Below are 16,687 nucleotides of genomic sequence, written 5' to 3' on the forward strand. Positions count from 1 at the left end.
GAATAGCTCAGTTGGTAGAGCACGACCTTGCCAAGGTCGGGGTCGCGAGTTCGAGTCTCGTTTCCCGCTCCAAATATGGCGCTACTGGATCTTCGGGTCGGGTAGCCAGGAAAAAAGGACCTTCGGGTCCTTTTTTCGTTTGTGCATGAAAACACCCGCACAAAAAACGCCGCCTGGACAGGCGGCGTTTTTCTTTCAGTGCCGGCTGTCCCGGTCAGACATGCTCAACAGCTGCTTTTCCTGGTTCCAGTCGAACGGCTCGTCGTTCTGCTCGGCTTCGTAGCGGCGCTCTTCCAGGGCCTGGTACATGTCCAGTTCCTCGTCCGGCATGAAGTGCAGGCAGTCGCCACCAAAGAACCACAGCAGATCCCGCGGGACCAGGTGGGCGATCTGTGGATAACGCTGGATGACCTGGCACATCAGGTCCTGGCCCAGGTACTGGCTTTCCAGTGGATCCTGCGGCAGTTGTTCCAGCAGCTCATCGAAGCGCTCCAGGAACAGCGCGTGGCTTTCTTCCGGGACCTGTTCGGCTTCGCCCAGGGCGGCGAGGATGCTGCGCAGGTGGTTGAGCAGGACGAGATGGTAGTCCAGGTGTGCGTTGGCCATGCGGCGATCCTCTGTAAGCAAAAACGGGCGCGGGAGTATACGGCCCTCCGCGCCCGATGTCCCGGCTGGATTGAGCTCAGCGTACCTTGCCGGTGGTGGGCAGCAGTTCCTCCTTGGTGAAGGCGTCGACGTCGATGACCTTGCGCCGCGCGGCCTCGGCATCGCGCAACTGTTGCGCCTCGGCGCTATCGAGGACACCGGCACGCAGGGCCGCGTCGACCAGCGGTTCGCCGGCGCTTACCGTGAACCCGGCGTTTTTCTGGGCGTGGCGCAGCTTCTTGTGCAGATCGGCGCTGTCCGCCAGCAACTGGCTGGCGTGCTGCAGGGCGCCCACCGGATCGTTCGGATCGGTCGGGCGATAGCAGCCGGTCAGCAGTTCTTCCAGTGCCGGATCGCCGGCGCCACGACCGATCAGCGCGGCGATTTCCGCGTCCAGTTCGTCGCTTGGTCCGCTGTGCCGGCGGCCGAACGGGAACACCACCAGGCGCAGCGCGCAGCCGAGGAAGCGGTTGGGGAAGTTGTCGAGCAGGCGGTCCAGCGCCTGTTCCGCCTGGCCCAGGCTTTCCTCCATGGCCCAGCGCAACAGCGGTTGCAGATGCGAGGGGGAGTTGAGGTCGTGGTAGCGCTTGAGTGCCGCGGAGCCGAGGTACAGGTAGCTGAGCACGTCGCCGAGTCGCGCGGACAGGCGCTCGCGGCGCTTCAGTTCGCCCCCGAGAAGCATCATGCACAGGTCGGCGAGCAGGGCGAAGGCCGCAGCCTGGCGGTTCAGCGCGCGGAAATAGCCCTGGCTCAGCGCATCCCCCGGGACTTTTTCGAAATGTCCCAGGCCCAGGCCAAGCACCAGGGTGCTGGCGGCGTTGCCGACGGCGAAGCCGATGTGCTGCAGCAGCAGGCCGTCGAATTCCCGTAGCGCCTGCTCATGATCCTCGCGACCGGCCAGGGCCATTTCCTTGAGGACGAACGGATGGCAGCGGATCGCACCCTGGCCGAAGATCATCAGGTTGCGCGAGAGGATATTGGCGCCCTCGACGGTGATGAAGATCGGCGCACCCTGCCAGTTGCGACCCAGATAGTTGTTCGGCCCCATGATGATGCCCTTGCCGCCGTGGATGTCCATGGCGTGCTGGATGCACTCGCGGCCGCGCTCGGTAAGGTGGTACTTGAGGATTGCCGAGAGCACCGAGGGTTTCTCGCCCAGGTCCACGGCCTTGGCGGTCAGCAGGCGCGCGCTGTCCATCAGCCAGGCATTGCCGCCGATGCGCGCGAGGGATTCCTGGATGCCTTCGAAGGCCGCCAGCGGCACGTTGAACTGCTCGCGAACCTGCGCGTACTGGCCGCTGACCAAGCTGGTGAATTTGGCCGCGCCGGTGCCCACCGCCGGCAGGGAAATCGAGCGGCCCACCGACAGGCAGTTCATCAGCATCATCCAGCCCTTGCCGAGCATGGCCTGGCCGCCGATGAGGAAGTCCAGCGGGACGAACACGTCCTTGCCGGCGTTGGGGCCGTTCATGAAGGCCGCGCCGAGGGGCAGGTGGCGCTTGCCGATCTCGACGCCGGGAGTGTCCGTCGGGATCAGTGCCAGGCTGATGCCGAGGTCTTCCTGGTCGCCGAGCAGGTGATCCGGATCATGGGCCTTGAAGGCCAGGCCGAGCAGGGTGGCGACCGGTCCGAGGGTGATGTAGCGCTTTTCCCAGTTCAGGCGCAGACCGATGACTTCCTCACCGTTCCACTGGCCTTTGCAGATGATCCCGGTGTCCGGCATGGCGCCCGCGTCGGAGCCGGCCAGCGGGCCGGTGAGGGCGAAGCAGGGTATTTCCTCGCCACGGGCCAGGCGTGGCAGGTAGTGGTTGCGTTGTTCGTCGGTGCCGTAGTGCAGGAGCAGTTCGGCAGGGCCGAGGGAGTTGGGCACCATCACGGTGGACGCCAGGTCGCCGCTTCGGGTCGCCAGCTTCATCGCCACCTGGGAGTGGGCGTAGGCGGAAAAGCCCTTGCCGCCGTATTCCTTGGGAATGATCAGGGCGAAGAAGCCGTGATCCTTGATGTGTTGCCAGGCGGCGGGGGGCAGGTCCATATCCTGGCCGATCTGCCAGTCCGTGACCATGGCGCAGAGTTCTTCCGTGGGGCCGTCGATGAAGGCCTGCTCTTCGGCGGTCAGTTCGGATTTCGAGTAGCCCAGCAGGGTGTTCCAGTCCGGGCGCCCACTGAACAGTTCGCCGTCCCACCACACGGTGCCGGCGTCGATGGCCTCGCGTTCGGTGGTCGACATCGGTGGCAGGGTGCGCTGGAACCAGGCGAACAGTGGTGCGCTGAACAGCCTGCGGCGCAGGTCGGGAAGCAGCAGGGGCGCGGCGATGGCGGCGATCACCAGCAACAGCAGGAATGTCAGCCAGCCCGGGGCCCGCGAGAAGATACCCATGGCGATGACATACACCGCGACCAGCCCCAGGGCCGGCAGTGCCGGCGTCCGTCGATGCGCCAGCCAGGCCGCGCCAAGTACCAGCACCACTAACCACAACAGCAACATAGTGTTTCCTCCTGGAAGCCTTTTCACGTGTCAGTACGTCCAACAGAGCGTAGCCCGCCTCTGCAGAACGACCTCGTCTGAACAGTGACAGGTCCTTGCCGATGGAGTTCGCCAACGATTGCCTGGCCGCCCTGCTGGAGTAGACTGGGCCTCCCTCGCAGGTAACAGGATGTAAAAATGCTCAAGATCTGGGGTCGGAAAAATTCCAGCAACGTACGCAAGGTGCTGTGGTGCGCGGAAGAGCTGGGGCTGGAATATCAGTCGGTGGACGCCGGCGGTGCCTTCGGTGTGGTCAACGAGCCGCACTACCGTGCACTCAATCCCAACGGCCTGGTGCCGATGATCGAGGATGACGGCCTGGTGCTTTGGGAATCCAACACCATCGTGCGCTACCTCGGCGGCAAGCATGCGCCGGGTACTGCCTGGTCCCCGCAGGATCCGGTCGAGCGGGCCAGGGCGGAGAAATGGATGGACTGGACCACCTCGTCCCTGGCCACGCCATTCCGCCCGCTGTTCTGGGGCATCCTGCGCACGCCGGAGGAGCAACGGGACTGGGTGGCGATCAACGCCGCGCACAAGGCCTGCGCGCAACTGCTGTCCATCGCCGATGAAGCGCTGGCCGCGCAACCCTTCCTCTCCGGTGCGGAGGTCGGCATGGGTGACATCCCCCTGGGCTGCTTTGTCTATGCCTGGTTCGAGATGCCCATCGAGCGTCCGGAGATGCGCCACCTGCGCGCCTGGTACGAGCGCCTGCGCGAGCGTCCGGCCTATCAGGCGGCGGTGATGACCGCGCTGACCTGATCGCTTCGCTCGATGTGATAGTTATTATCGATAGACTTGACTGTACTTGTGTGGCCGGGGCTTGCACCATGGCCACACTTGTCGCGACCGTCCCGAGCGGTCACAGCCTGATTCACGAACAATTCGAACGGTGCACAGACCCGCTATGAGTTCAGCCCTGTCCATTCGGCAGCTAACCAAGACCTACGGCAACGGCTTCCAGGCCCTCAAGGGCATCGACCTGGACGTCGCCGAAGGTGACTTCTTCGCCTTGCTCGGCCCCAACGGCGCCGGCAAATCCACCACCATCGGCATTCTCTCGACCCTGGTGAACAAGACCAGCGGCAGCGTCAGCGTCTTCGGCCATGACCTCGACCGCCAGCCCGCCGCGCTCAAGCGCAGCATCGGCGTGGTGCCGCAGGAGTTCAACTTCAACCAGTTCGAGAAGACCTTCGACATCGTCGTCACCCAGGCCGGCTACTACGGCATTCCGCCCAAGGTCGCCAACGAACGCGCCGAGCAGTACCTGACCCAGCTCGGCCTGTGGGACAAGCGCGACGTGCCGTCGCGTTCGCTGTCCGGCGGCATGAAGCGCCGGTTGATGATTGCCCGGGCGCTGATCCACCAGCCGCGGCTGTTGATCCTCGACGAGCCGACCGCAGGGGTGGACATCGAGCTGCGTCGCTCGATGTGGAGCTTCCTCACCGAGCTGAACCAGCAGGGCATCACCATCATCCTGACCACCCACTACCTCGAAGAGGCCGAGCAGTTGTGCCGCAACATCGGCATCATCGACCACGGCACCATCGTCGAGAACACCAGCATGCGCCAGTTGCTGGGCAAGCTGCATGTCGAGACCTTCGTCCTCGACCTCAGGCATGACCTGCCCCAGGCGCCACAACTGGCCGGCTACCCGTGCCGGTTGATCAACCCGCACACCCTGGAAGTCCAGGTGGACAAGGAAGTGGGCATCACCGCGCTGTTCGGCCAGTTGGCCCTGCAGAATATCGAGGTGACCAGCCTGCGCAACAAGACCAATCGTCTCGAGGAGCTGTTCGTGTCCCTGGTTGAAAAGAACCTGTCCAAGGTGGCGGTATGAGTTCGGAACTGCGCGCCAACCTGGTCGCCCTCAATACCATCGTCTACCGCGAAGTTCGCCGCTTCACCCGGATCTGGCCGCAGACCCTGCTGCCTCCGGCGATCACCATGGTCCTGTACTTCGTCATCTTCGGTAACCTGATCGGCAGGCAGATCGGCGACATGGGCGGCTTCACCTACATGGAGTACATCGTCCCGGGCCTGATCATGATGGCGGTGATCACCAACTCCTACGGCAACGTGGTCTCCAGCTTCTTCGGCAGCAAGTTCCAGCGCTCCATCGAGGAACTGATGGTCTCGCCGGTGTCGCCGCACACAATCCTCATCGGCTATGTCCTGGGCGGCGTGCTGCGCGGGCTGGCGGTGGGGGTGATCGTGACCCTGCTGTCACTGTTCTTCACCCATCTGCAGGTGCATCACCTGGGGGTGACCGTTCTTGTGGTAGTGCTGACCGCGACGATCTTCTCCCTGCTGGGCTTCATCAACGCGGTGTTCGCGCGCAATTTCGACGACATCTCGATCATCCCGACCTTCGTGCTGACGCCGCTGACCTACCTGGGTGGGGTGTTCTACTCGATCAACCTGCTGCCGCCGTTCTGGCAGACCGTGTCCATGGCCAACCCGGTGCTGCACATGGTCAACTCCTTCCGCTACGGCATCCTCGGGGTGTCCGACATTCGCATCGGCGTTGCCATCACCTTCATGCTGATCGCCACTGCCGTGCTGTACTTCGGCTGCGTGCGCCTACTGGTCAGCGGACGCGGAATGCGCAGCTGACTTCGCCTTGCGCCGGCGCCACTGCCTGCCCACCCACCAGCGCCAGTAGAGCATGGTCAGGCAGTAGGCGAGGACGCCGAGCAGCACGCCACATACCACCGAACCGAGCAGGAATGGCTGCCACAGGGTCGACAGTTGCTCGGTGATCCAGTCGAAGGTGATTTCCTCGGGCAGGGTGCGGGCCGGGATGCCCATCAGCCAGGCGCCCATCTGGTAGGTGCAATAGAACACCGGCGGCATGGTGATGGGGTTGGTCAGCCAGACCAGGCTCACCGCGATCGGCATGTTGCCCCGCACCAGCACCGCGAGGCTGGCGGCCAGCAGCATCTGCATCGGGATGGGGATGAACGCCGCGAACAACCCCACCGCCATGGCCCGGGCCACCGAGTGACGATTCAGGTGCCAGAGGTTGGCGTCATGCAGCAACCGACCGAGGAATCGTAAGGACTTGTGTTCCCGGATGACCGTCGGATCGGGCATGTAGCGCTTGAAAAGTCGACGCGGCATGTGGGGTCTCGGCGTGCGGAAGGGGGCCAGTATGCACGTATTACAAACTGTGCCTATTCAGACTTTGTGACAATTAATAAGCGAGTCCCGCCTCGTCATGGGCTAAGCCTGCTGGGTCGTTTCGTATTATCCGGGGCTCAGATGACGCGCACAGGGATGTTGGCGCTCGCGGTCGGACTGCTGTGTCCGCTCTTTCTTCCAGTCTTGCCGTCCGTCGGCATGCTGCTGCTTATCGCTGCCTTGGGGCTGATAGGCCTGTGGCGGCGGCTTTTGCCTTTGGCGCTGTTCATTCTCGGCGTGTGCTGGAGCGTGCCGTCGGCGCAGCGTGCGCTGGATGACCGGCTGCCGCCGGAACTCGATGGCCGCACCTTGTGGATCGAGGGGAAGGTGGTCGGCCTGCCGACGCGGGATACGGACCAGGTCCGCTTCGAACTGGAGGCCCCGCATTCACGGCGTGCCGAGCTGCCCGAGCGACTGCGCCTGACCTGGCGCGACGCGCCACCCGTCAACAGCGGCGAGCGTTGGCGCCTGGCGGTCACGCTCAAGCGCCCTCAGGGTTTGCTCAATCCTCATGCAGCAGATCCCGAGGCGGCCTTGCTGGCACGGCGCATCGGCGGATTGGGTTCGGTCAAGGATGGTGAGCGCCTGTCCGCGGCGAGCGGCGCCTGGCGCGACGGCATTCGCCAGCGCCTGCTTGCGGTGGATGCCTGGGGGCAGGAAGCGGCTCTCGCGGCGTTGGTGCTCGGCGATGGTGGTGGAATGGCGCGCGAGCGCTGGGATGTGCTCCAGGCGACAGGCACCGTGCACCTGTTGGTGATTTCCGGCCAGCATATCGGCCTGCTGGCCGGGCTGGTCTACAGCCTGGTGGCCGGCTTGTTCCGGTTCGGCTGGTGGCCGCCGCGTCAGCCGTGGCTACCCTGGGCCTGCGGCCTGGCGTTTGCTGCCGCCCTGGGCTACGGCTTGCTGGCTGGCTTCCAGGTACCGGTGCAGCGCGCTTGCGTCATGCTGGCAGTGGTGCTGCTGTGGCGCTTGCGCTTCCGTCACCTGGGTATCGCGTGGCCGCTGTTGATCGCGTTGATTGCCGTGTTGTTCTTCGAGCCGCTGGCCGGCCTGCTGCCCGGGTTCTGGCTGTCCTTCGCCGCTGTCGCGGTGTTGGTGCTGGTGTTCAGCGCTCGTCTGGGCGCCTGGTCGCCATGGCGGGCCTGGGGGAGGGCGCAGTGGTGCATCGCCGTTGGTCTGTTGCCAGTGCTGCTGGCGCTGGGGTTGCCGGTAAGCCTCAGCGCGCCGTTGGCGAATCTGTTCGCCGTGCCCTGGTTGAGCGTGCTGGTCCTGCCGCTGGCGCTGGCGGGCACTGTCCTGCTGCCGTTGCCGTTGGTGGGGGAGGCGCTGTTGTGGCTGGCCGGTGGCTTGCTCGCCGTGCTCTTCGAGCTGCTGGGCTGGCTGGCCAACTGGCGCCCTGCCTGGATTGCGCCTGCACTGCCAATTGGGATCTGGTTGCTGGTCAGCCTGGGCGCACTCCTGCTTCTATTGCCGGCGGGCCTGCCGATGCGGGTGCTCGGTTGGCCCCTCTTGCTGTTGGCCGGCTTCGCACCCCGCGAGCAGATTCCGCCGGGACAGGTGGATGTCTGGCAACTGGATGTGGGTCAGGGCCTGGCCTTTGTCCTGCGCACCCGCGAGCATGCGTTGCTGTATGACGCCGGCCCCGCACGGGAAGCGCTGGACCTCGGCGAGCGCGTAGTGCTGCCGAGCCTGCGCAAGCTGGGCGTCGAGACCCTGGACCTGATGCTGCTCAGCCATGCCCATGCCGATCACGCCGGAGGTGCTGGCGCGGTCTGGCAGGGTCTGCCGGTGCGCCGCGTGATCGCCGGCGAGCCAGCCTCCGAATTGCCGATGCAGCCCTGCACCAGCGGCGAGGGCTGGGAGTGGGACGGGGTGCGTTTCTCGCTCTGGCAATGGGCGGGCGCCGATGACAGCAACCAGCATTCCTGCGTGCTGAAGGTCGAGGCTTCCGGTGAAACCCTGCTGCTTGCCGGCGATATCGATCGCCTCGCCGAGGAGGCCTGGCTGCAAGGTCCGCAGGCCGGGCCGGTGGACTGGCTGCAGGCGCCGCACCATGGCAGTCGCACTTCTTCCAGCCCGCGCTTCCTGGACACCCTGCTACCTCGCGGCGTGCTGATTTCCCGTGGCAGGCACAACGGCTTCGGCCATCCGTCGCTGCTGGTGATGGCCCGCTATGCGGCGCGGCAAATCGCCACCTACGACAGCGCCTTGCTCGGCGCCGTGCATCTGCGACTCGGCAGCTTCGGCAAGGCGCGAGGCTTGCGCGAACGGCCGCGATTCTGGCGCGAACCGACATGACAGCCTTCGGCAGCCACGGCCCCTATGGTAGAGTGCAGGACTTTTTCCGAGGGGGTCCTTACTGTGTGGGAATTGGTCAAGTCCGGTGGTTGGATGATGCTGCCGATCATTCTGAGTTCCATCGCTGCCATGGCTATCGTCGCTGAACGCCTGTGGACCCTGCGCGCCAGCCGCGTGACCCCGCCGCACCTGCTCGGTCAGGTCTGGCGCTGGATCAAGGACAAGCAACTCAACACCGAGAAACTCAAGGCATTGCGCGCCGACTCGCCGCTGGGCGAGATCCTGGCCGCTGGCCTGGCCAACTCGCGCCATGGCCGCGAGATCATGAAGGAGTGCATAGAGGAAGCGGCCGCCCGGGTCATCCACGAACTGGAGCGCTACGTCAACGCCCTCGGCACCATCGCCGCCATGGCGCCGCTGCTGGGCCTGCTCGGCACCGTGCTGGGCATGATCGACATCTTCAGCTCGTTCATGGGTTCGGGCATGACTGCCAACGCCGCGGTGCTCGCCGGCGGTATCTCCAAGGCGCTGATCACCACTGCCGCAGGCCTGATGGTCGGTATCCCGTCGGTATTCTTCCACCGTTTCCTGCAGCGCCGCATCGACGAGCTGGTGGTCGGCATGGAGCAGGAAGCGATCAAGCTGGTCGAAGTGGTGCAGGGCGACCGTGAAGTCGACCTGTCCGAGGGCAAGGCGTGAAATTCCGGCGCAAGCAACGCGAGAACGTCGACATCAACCTGGCGTCGTTGATCGATGTGGTGTTCATCCTGCTGCTGTTCTTCGTGGTCACCACCACCTTCACCCGCGAGACGCAGCTGCGCGTCGAGCTGCCGGAAGCCGCCAGCGGCGCGCCTGCGCCAGACTCGGAGCAGAAGCTGGTGGAAATCACCATCAGCGCCGAGGGCGTGTATTCGGTGAACAATAACCTGCTGCCCAAGAGCGACCTGGCGACCCTGACCGAGGCCTTGCAGAAGGAGTCCGGCGGTGACACCAAGCTGCCGCTGGCGATCAGCGCCGACGGTAAGACCCCGCACCAGGCCGTGGTGACCGCGATGGATGCGGCCGGCAAGCTCGGCTTCAGCCATCTGCGCATGACCACGGTCGAGGCCGCGCCGGGGACGCCCTGATGGCCTTCGCTGATCGTCTGCTGGAGGCCTGGTACAAGGGCCATCCACTGCTTGCGCTGCTCTCGCCCCTCGAAGCCCTGTACCGCAAGGTGGTACGTGGCAAACGCCAGCGTTTCCTGGCCGGGGAGGGCAGCATCTACCGCGCGCCGGTGCCGGTGCTGGTGGTGGGCAACATCACCGTCGGTGGCACGGGCAAGACCCCGCTGATCCTCTTCCTTATCGAACACTGCCGCCAGCGCGGCCTGCGCGTTGGCGTGGTCAGTCGTGGCTACGGCGCCAAACCGCCACAGTTGCCATGGCGGGTGCAGGCCGATCAGCCGGCCGAGCACGCGGGCGATGAACCCCTGCTGATCGTGCAGCGCAGCGGCGTGCCGCTGATGATCGACCCGGACCGCTCGCAGGCAGTGCGCGCGTTGCTCGACGCCGAGCCGCTGGACCTGATCCTGTGTGACGATGGCCTGCAGCATTACCGCCTGGCCCGCGACCTGGAACTGGTGCTGATCGACGCCGCCCGCGGTCTCGGCAATCGCCGCTGTCTGCCGGCCGGGCCGCTGCGCGAGCCGGTGGAGCGGCTGCAGGAGGTCGATGCGCTGCTCTACAACGGTGCTGTCGCTGATCGCGATGACGGTTTCGCCTTCAGCCTGCGGCCCACCGCGCTGGTCAACCTGCGCAGCGGCGAGCGCCGCCCCGTAGAGCACTTTCCCGCCGGCCAGGCCGTGCACGCGGTGGCCGGCATCGGCAACCCGCAGCGCTTCTTCAACACCCTGCGCGGGCTAGACTGGAAGCCAGTGGAGCATCCTTTCGCCGATCATGCTGTCTTCAGCGCCGAAGCCCTGGCTTTCAGCCCGTCGCTGCCGCTGGTGATGACCGAGAAGGATGCCGTGAAATGTCGCAGTTTCGCCGCAGCCGACTGGTGGTATCTTGCCGTCGATGCGCAGCCGTCGCCGGCGTTCGTGCGCTGGCTCGACGAGCAACTGGCACGCCTGCTGCCGACTACCCGGCAGCCCTGATTCTTTTCTGTTTCCGGCCACAGGCCTGAGGAAAACCCCCATGGACACCAAACTGCTCGATATCCTCGCTTGCCCGATCACCAAGGGCCCGCTCAAGCTCAGCGCCGACAAGACCGAGCTGATCAGCAAGGGCGCCGGCCTGGCCTATCCGATTCGCGACGGCATCCCGGTGATGCTGGAAAGCGAAGCACGCACCCTGAGCGACGACGAGCGCCTGGACAAATGAGCCTGGTCTTCACCGTCGTGATTCCGGCTCGCCTGCGCTCCACGCGCCTGCCGGGCAAACCGCTGCTGCCGATCGCCGGCAAGCCGATGATCCAGCATGTCTGGGAGCAGGCGCACAAGAGCGGCGCCGAGCGCGTGGTGATCGCCACCGATGACGCGAGCATCGTCGAGGCCTGCCAGGCCTTCGGTGCCGAGGTGCTGCTGACTCGCGACGACCATGAGTCGGGTACCGACCGCCTGGCCGAAGTGGCGGCCGCGCTGGGCTTGCCCGCCGACGCCATCGTGGTCAACGTGCAGGGCGACGAGCCGCTGATCCCGCCGTCGATCATCGACCAGGTGGCGGCCAACCTGGCAGCCCATCCGGAAGCCGGCATCGCCACCCTGGGCGAGCCGCTCGAGGATGTCACGGCCCTGTTCAACCCCAACGTGGTCAAGGTGGTGGCCGACTGCAACGGCCTGGCCCTGACCTTCAGCCGCGCGCCGCTGCCCTGGGCTCGCGACGCCCTGGCCCGGAACCGTGAGCAATTGCCGGAAGGCGTGCCGTATCGCCGTCATATCGGCATGTACGCCTACCGTGCCGGATTCCTCCAGGACTTCGTCGGCTGGGGTCCGTGCTGGCTGGAGCAGACCGAGGCGCTGGAACAGTTGCGCGCCCTCTGGCATGGCGTGCGCATCCACGTCGCCGATGCCCTGGAAGCACCGCCGGTGGGCGTCGATACCCCGGAAGACCTGGAGCGCGTGCGGCGCTTGCTGGAGGCCTGATGCGCGTCCTGTTCGTGTGCCTGGGCAATATCTGCCGATCGCCGACTGCGGAAGGCGTGCTGCGTCATCAGCTGGCCGAGGCCGGGTTGGCCGAGGTCATTCACGTGGCGTCGGCCGGGACCGGTGACTGGCATGTCGGCAATCCGCCCGACAGCCGTACCCGCCGCGCTGCGCAATTGCGTGGCTATGACCTGTCGGCGCAACGTGCGCAGCAGGTGAGCGTAGCGGACTTCACCCGCTACGACCTGATCCTGGCGATGGACGAGAGCAACCTGGCCCATCTCAAGGCCATGCGTCCGGGCCATGCCAGCGCCGAACTGGACCTCTTCCTGCGTCGCTACGAAAGCACCATGGACGAAGTGCCGGATCCTTACTACGGCGGCGAGCAGGGCTTCGAACAGGTTCTCGACCTGATCGAGGCGGCGTGCCGCGGCCTAGTCATCGAACTGAAGGGGCGGCTATGAGCGCCAAGGTCGAATCACAGGTTTCCCTCAAGCCCTATAACAGCTTCGGCATCGACGTGAAGGCCGGTTATTTTGCCCAGGCCCGCAGCGACGACGATGTGCGCCAGCTGCTGGCGTACGCCGGCAGCGAAGACCTGCCGGTGCTGGTGATCGGCGGCGGCAGCAACCTGTTGCTGACCCGCGACATCAGCGCCCTGGTAGTGCGCATGAGCAGCAGCGGTATCCGCCTGCTGTCCGACGATGGCCAGCGGGTCGTGGTCGAGGCGGAGGCGGGCGAGCCCTGGCATCCGTTCGTGCAGTGGACCCTTGAGCAAGGTCTGGGGGGGCTGGAGAACCTCAGCCTGATCCCGGGCACCGTGGGCGCCGCACCGATGCAGAACATCGGTGCCTATGGCGTGGAGATCAAGGATGTCTTCGCCGGCCTTACCGCGCTGGACCGGCAGACCGGCGAGCTGCGCGACTTCACCCTGGAAGACTGCGATTTCGCCTATCGCGACAGCTACTTCAAGCGCAATCCCGGGCGCTGGGTGATCCTGCGGGTGCGTTTCGCACTCAGTCGCACGGCAGCGCTGCACCTCGACTATGGCCCGGTGCGTCAGCGCCTGGCGGATATCGCGGAGCCGACCGCCAAGGATGTCAGTGTGGCGATCTGCAGCATCCGTCGGGAGAAACTGCCGGATCCCGCCGAGCTGGGCAATGCCGGCAGCTTCTTCAAGAATCCGGTAGTCAGTGCCGAACTGGCCGGGCGCATTCGTGAGCAGCATCCGGGGCTGGTGGCTTATCCACAGGCCGATGGCGAGATGAAGCTGGCGGCGGGCTGGCTGATCGAGCAGGCGGGCTGGAAGGGCTATCGTGACGGCGATGCCGGTGTGCACCGGATGCAGGCGCTGGTGCTGGTCAACTATGGCCAGGCGAGCGGCGAGCAGTTGCATGAGCTGGCGCAGAAGATCCAGGACGATGTGCTGGAGCGGTTTGGTGTCGAGCTGGAGATGGAGCCGAATCTGTACTGATTTGGTGAATCGGTCTCCCGGTAGCAATCAGAAAATAAAAAGCCCCGCCAGTTTTCACTGGCGGGGCTTTTTATCAGCCTTTGGAAATCAGAAGTGCGGTTTGTGCTCTTCAGTGGTTTCCAGGGCCTTTGGCGCTTCCTCTACCACTTCAGGGGCAGCTTCCTTGGCTGGCGCCTCGGTGACCTGCGCCTCGGCGGCGGCCGCTGCAGCGGCTGCGGCAGCAGCGGCTGCTTCAGCTTCACGCTTGCGACGACGCACTTCACGCGGGTCGTTCGGTGCGCGGCCGTTCGACGGCGCCACGACTGGCGCTTCGCTCGCCAGAGGTTCGGCGGCTGGCGCCTCGACCACAGGGGCTGGCGCTTCCACGACGGCAGGAGCTTCCACTGGCGCAGGCTCGGCGACGATCGCTTCGGCTTGTGGCTGGACTTCCGCCACAGGCTCCTGGGCTTCAGGCTGCTCGGCCACTACCGGCTCGACAGGCGCTTCAACGACCGGCGCTGGCACTTCGGCAGGCTGCTCAACAGGCTGCGAAACGACTTCAACCACTGGCTCGACGCTCGGTTCTACCGCTTCGACGACACTGGCAGGCTGCTCGACCACTGGCGCGATTTCCACCTGAGGGGCTTCTTCGGCAGGCTTCACCGCCTCGGCGACTTCGGCGATTTCCGCGGCCTGGGATTGCACTGGAGCAGGCTCGACCTGCGGTGCGCTTTCCTCGACGGTAGCGGTGGCGCGCTCGGCCTGGGCGTGCGCCTCGGCTTCGGCGTTGGCGCTGATGGCGCTGCTGGCGACTGCGGCGGTCACGGCCAGGCCGGCAGCCAGTTCGGCAGCGCTTGGCTCCTGACCTTCTTCGCCTGCGTCGTCACCTTCGACCAGGTTGCCGTTGGCATCGCGCTGACGCTCACGACGGTTGCTGCGACGACGCTGACCACGGGAGCGACGACGCGGACGTTCGCCTTCAGCGCCTTCCTGGTTGTCATCCTGCAGCAGTTCTTCGTTCGGCAGTTGTTCCTCGGCAGCCTCGGCAGCCTGCTCGGCTGGGCGTGGCTGACGCTCTTCACGCGGCGGACGCGGCTGGCGCTCTTCACGTGGCTGGCGTTCCTCGCGAGGGGCACGCTCTTCACGTGGAGCACGTTCCTCGCGCGGTGCGCGCTCTTCCCGTGGGGCGCGTTCTTCACGCGGCGCACGCTCTTCCCGTGGTTGACGCTCCTCGCGCGGTGCGCGCTCAGGGCGTTCTTCACGCACGGCCGGAGCGGCATCCAGCGGCTCGCGCAGTTCGCGGACCGGACGCTCCTCGCGGGGACGGCGCTCTTCACGTGGAGCGCGTGGTTGACGCTCTTCACGTGGCTGGCGCGGTGCGCGCTCTTCGCGAGGCTGGGATTCCTCGCGTGGCTGGCGCTCTTCGCGTGGGGCGCGCTCGGCACGCTCTTCGCGCGGCTTGCGGTCTTCCTCGCGACGGCCATTGCGGTTACGGCTTTGCTGGCGACCGTTGCGACGCTCTTCGTTGCGCTGCGGACGCTCGACGGCGGCAGGCTTCTCGGCGGCGGCCGGGGCGGCAGGTTCTTCCTTGCCGGCGAACAGGCTGACCAGCGACTTGACCAGACCCTTGAACAAGCTTGGCTCCGGCGCGACGTGAACCGGAGCGGCAGGGGCGGGTTGCACCTCTTCTGCGCTCGGCACCGGAGCGTTGGCACGGGCCGGGGCGGTCTTCACCGCGGCTTCCTGACGCACCAGGGTACGGGTGGCGGCGGCTTGCGGCGCTTCCTCGACCTCGGCGGCGGCGATCTCGTAGCTGGACTGGCCGCTCAGGGCTTCCGGATTATCGTCACGCAGGCGCTGCACTTCGAAGTGCGGTGTCTCCAGGTGGTCGTTCGGCAGGATGACGATGCGCGCACGGGTACGCAGTTCGATCTTGGTGATCGAGTTGCGCTTTTCGTTGAGCAGGAACGCGGCGACCGGGATCGGTACCTGGGCGCGGACTTCGGCGGTGCGGTCCTTGAGGGCTTCTTCCTCGATCAGACGCAGGATCGCCAGGGACAGCGACTCGACGTCACGGATGATGCCGGTGCCGCTGCAGCGCGGGCAGACGATGCCGCTGCTTTCGCCCAGGGATGGACGCAGGCGCTGACGGGACATTTCCAGCAGGCCGAAGCGCGAGATGCGGCCGACCTGGACGCGGGCACGGTCGGCTTCCAGGCATTCGCGGACCTTTTCTTCCACGGCGCGCTGGTTCTTGGCCGGGGTCATGTCGATGAAGTCGATCACGATCAGGCCGCCGATGTCTCGCAGACGCAGTTGGCGGGCGATTTCCTCGGCCGCTTCCAGGTTGGTCTGCAGGGCGGTTTCCTCGATGTCGCTACCCTTGGTGGCGCGCGCCGAGTTGATGTCGATGGAGACCAGGGCTTCGGTCGGGTCGATGACGATCGAGCCGCCGGACGGCAGGTCGACCACGCGCTGGAAGGCGGTCTCGATCTGGCTTTCGATCTGAAAGCGGTTGAACAGCGGGACGCTGTCTTCGTACAGCTTGATCTTGCTGGCGTACTGCGGCATCACCTGGCGGATGAAGGTCAGGGCTTCTTCCTGGGCATCGATGCTGTCGATCAGCACTTCGCCGATGTCCTGGCGCAGGTAGTCGCGGATGGCACGGATGATGACATTGCTTTCCTGGTAGATCAGGAAAGGAGCGGAGCGGTCCTGGGACGCTTCCTTGATCGCGGTCCAGAGTTGCAGCAGGTAGTCGAGGTCCCACTGCATTTCTTCGCTGCTGCGGCCCAGGCCGGCAGTGCGCACGATCAGGCCCATGTCGGCAGGAGCGACCAGGCCGTTGAGGGCTTCACGCAGTTCGTTGCGCTCTTCGCCTTCGATGCGGCGGGAGATGCCACCGGCACGCGGGTTGTTCGGCATCAGGACCAGGTAGCGGCCGGCCAGGCTGATGAAGGTGGTCAGGGCGGCGCCCTTGTTGCCACGTTCTTCCTTCTCGACCTGGACGATGACTTCCTGGCCTTCGCTCAGTACTTCCTTGATGTTGACCCGGCCTTCCGGGTTCTTCTTGAAGTATTCGCGGGAGATTTCCTTGAGGGGCAGGAAGCCATGGCGTTCGGAGCCGAAGTCGACGAAGGCGGCTTCGAGGCTGGGTTCGATGCGGGTAATCCGGCCTTTGTAGATGTTGGCCTTCTTCTGCTCGCGCGCACCGGACTCGATGTCCAGGTCGTAGAGGCGCTGGCCATCTACCAGAGCAACACGCAACTCTTCGGGTTGAGTCGCGTTAATCAGCATTCTTTTCATGTAATACCGTCGGTTTCCGGGCTGCCGGAAACGGCGTTCGGCACACACGACTTCTCACGGTCGGTGTCAGGGTGCGTCAGGGGTGGCGGGCCATCCCGTGTCCCGCGACATCCGGTTGACTGGTGACCAGTGCTGCCGAAGCCGCGACGACGCG

The 16,687-nt window shown here is 65.5% G+C and carries 15 protein-coding genes; 11 read left to right on the forward strand and 4 right to left on the reverse strand.

Annotation, left to right across the window (positions count from 1 at the left end):
* Positions 1 to 195 precede the first annotated feature (195 nt).
* Complete coding sequence (locus V0R59_RS27900) at positions 196 to 606, reverse strand: PA2817 family protein (protein WP_330077807.1); 411 nt, start codon at positions 604 to 606, stop codon at positions 196 to 198.
* A 76-nt stretch (positions 607 to 682) separates the two neighbouring features.
* Positions 683 to 3,130 (reverse strand): acyl-CoA dehydrogenase, encoded by a 2,448-nt coding sequence (locus V0R59_RS27905; RefSeq protein ID WP_330077808.1) that lies wholly within the window; start codon positions 3,128 to 3,130, stop codon positions 683 to 685.
* Between the two features lie 177 nt (positions 3,131 to 3,307).
* Here V0R59_RS27905 and V0R59_RS27910 point away from each other — a divergent pair, with 177 nt between their 5' ends.
* The 3 genes from V0R59_RS27910 (at position 3,308) to V0R59_RS27920 (ending at position 5,785) form a co-directional block, all read left to right on the forward strand.
* Positions 3,308 to 3,931 (forward strand): glutathione S-transferase family protein, encoded by a 624-nt coding sequence (locus V0R59_RS27910; RefSeq protein WP_330077809.1) that lies wholly within the window; start codon positions 3,308 to 3,310, stop codon positions 3,929 to 3,931.
* A 145-nt stretch (positions 3,932 to 4,076) separates the two neighbouring features.
* The gene (locus V0R59_RS27915; RefSeq protein ID WP_330077810.1) at positions 4,077 to 5,009 is read left to right on the forward strand and encodes an ABC transporter ATP-binding protein; all 933 of its coding nucleotides are present in this window, start codon (positions 4,077 to 4,079) and stop codon (positions 5,007 to 5,009) included.
* Positions 5,006 to 5,785: an ABC transporter permease gene (locus V0R59_RS27920; RefSeq protein WP_330077811.1), complete on the forward strand. Its 780-nt coding sequence runs from the start codon at positions 5,006 to 5,008 to the stop codon at positions 5,783 to 5,785. The genes V0R59_RS27915 and V0R59_RS27920 overlap by 4 nt, the downstream gene beginning before the upstream one ends.
* Here V0R59_RS27920 and V0R59_RS27925 read toward each other — a convergent pair.
* Positions 5,753 to 6,292 (reverse strand): DUF2062 domain-containing protein, encoded by a 540-nt coding sequence (locus tag V0R59_RS27925; protein WP_330077812.1) that lies wholly within the window; start codon positions 6,290 to 6,292, stop codon positions 5,753 to 5,755. The genes V0R59_RS27920 and V0R59_RS27925 overlap by 33 nt on opposite strands.
* 156 nt (positions 6,293 to 6,448) lie before the next feature.
* Here V0R59_RS27925 and V0R59_RS27930 point away from each other — a divergent pair, with 156 nt between their 5' ends.
* From V0R59_RS27930 to murB, 8 genes are all read left to right on the forward strand, one after another.
* On the forward strand, positions 6,449 to 8,650 hold the full coding sequence (locus tag V0R59_RS27930; protein ID WP_330077813.1) for a DNA internalization-related competence protein ComEC/Rec2: 2,202 nt from the start codon (positions 6,449 to 6,451) through the stop codon (positions 8,648 to 8,650).
* Positions 8,651 to 8,713: 63 nt separating this feature from the next.
* A complete protein-coding gene (locus V0R59_RS27935; RefSeq protein WP_330077814.1) occupies positions 8,714 to 9,349 on the forward strand; it encodes a MotA/TolQ/ExbB proton channel family protein in 636 nt (211 codons plus the stop codon).
* Positions 9,346 to 9,777, forward strand: coding sequence for an ExbD/TolR family protein (locus V0R59_RS27940; protein ID WP_330077815.1), 432 nt, complete (start codon positions 9,346 to 9,348; stop codon positions 9,775 to 9,777). The genes V0R59_RS27935 and V0R59_RS27940 overlap by 4 nt, the downstream gene beginning before the upstream one ends.
* Positions 9,777 to 10,787: a tetraacyldisaccharide 4'-kinase gene (gene lpxK, locus V0R59_RS27945; protein WP_330077816.1), complete on the forward strand. Its 1,011-nt coding sequence runs from the start codon at positions 9,777 to 9,779 to the stop codon at positions 10,785 to 10,787. Before V0R59_RS27940 ends, lpxK begins: the two co-directional genes overlap by 1 nt.
* 40 nt (positions 10,788 to 10,827) lie before the next feature.
* Entirely contained in the window at positions 10,828 to 11,013 is a 186-nt protein-coding gene (locus tag V0R59_RS27950) for a Trm112 family protein (protein ID WP_045187141.1), read from the forward strand.
* Complete coding sequence (gene kdsB / locus V0R59_RS27955; RefSeq protein WP_330077817.1) at positions 11,010 to 11,774, forward strand: 3-deoxy-manno-octulosonate cytidylyltransferase; 765 nt, start codon at positions 11,010 to 11,012, stop codon at positions 11,772 to 11,774. The genes V0R59_RS27950 and kdsB overlap by 4 nt, the downstream gene beginning before the upstream one ends.
* Positions 11,774 to 12,238 carry a low molecular weight protein-tyrosine-phosphatase gene (locus V0R59_RS27960; protein WP_330077818.1) on the forward strand — a complete coding sequence of 155 codons (465 nt, stop codon included), beginning with the start codon at positions 11,774 to 11,776 and terminating at the stop codon, positions 12,236 to 12,238. Before kdsB ends, V0R59_RS27960 begins: the two co-directional genes overlap by 1 nt.
* Complete coding sequence (gene murB / locus V0R59_RS27965; protein ID WP_330077819.1) at positions 12,235 to 13,248, forward strand: UDP-N-acetylmuramate dehydrogenase; 1,014 nt, start codon at positions 12,235 to 12,237, stop codon at positions 13,246 to 13,248. The genes V0R59_RS27960 and murB overlap by 4 nt, the downstream gene beginning before the upstream one ends.
* Before the next feature lie 87 nt (positions 13,249 to 13,335).
* Here the strand turns inward: murB and rne are convergent, their stop codons facing one another.
* On the reverse strand, positions 13,336 to 16,533 hold the full coding sequence (gene rne / locus V0R59_RS27970; RefSeq protein ID WP_330077820.1) for a ribonuclease E: 3,198 nt from the start codon (positions 16,531 to 16,533) through the stop codon (positions 13,336 to 13,338).
* Positions 16,534 to 16,687: the final 154 nt, after the last annotated feature.

Source organism: Pseudomonas ulcerans (genome assembly GCF_036324125.1).
Classification (GTDB): Bacteria; Pseudomonadota; Gammaproteobacteria; order Pseudomonadales; family Pseudomonadaceae; genus Aquipseudomonas; species Aquipseudomonas ulcerans.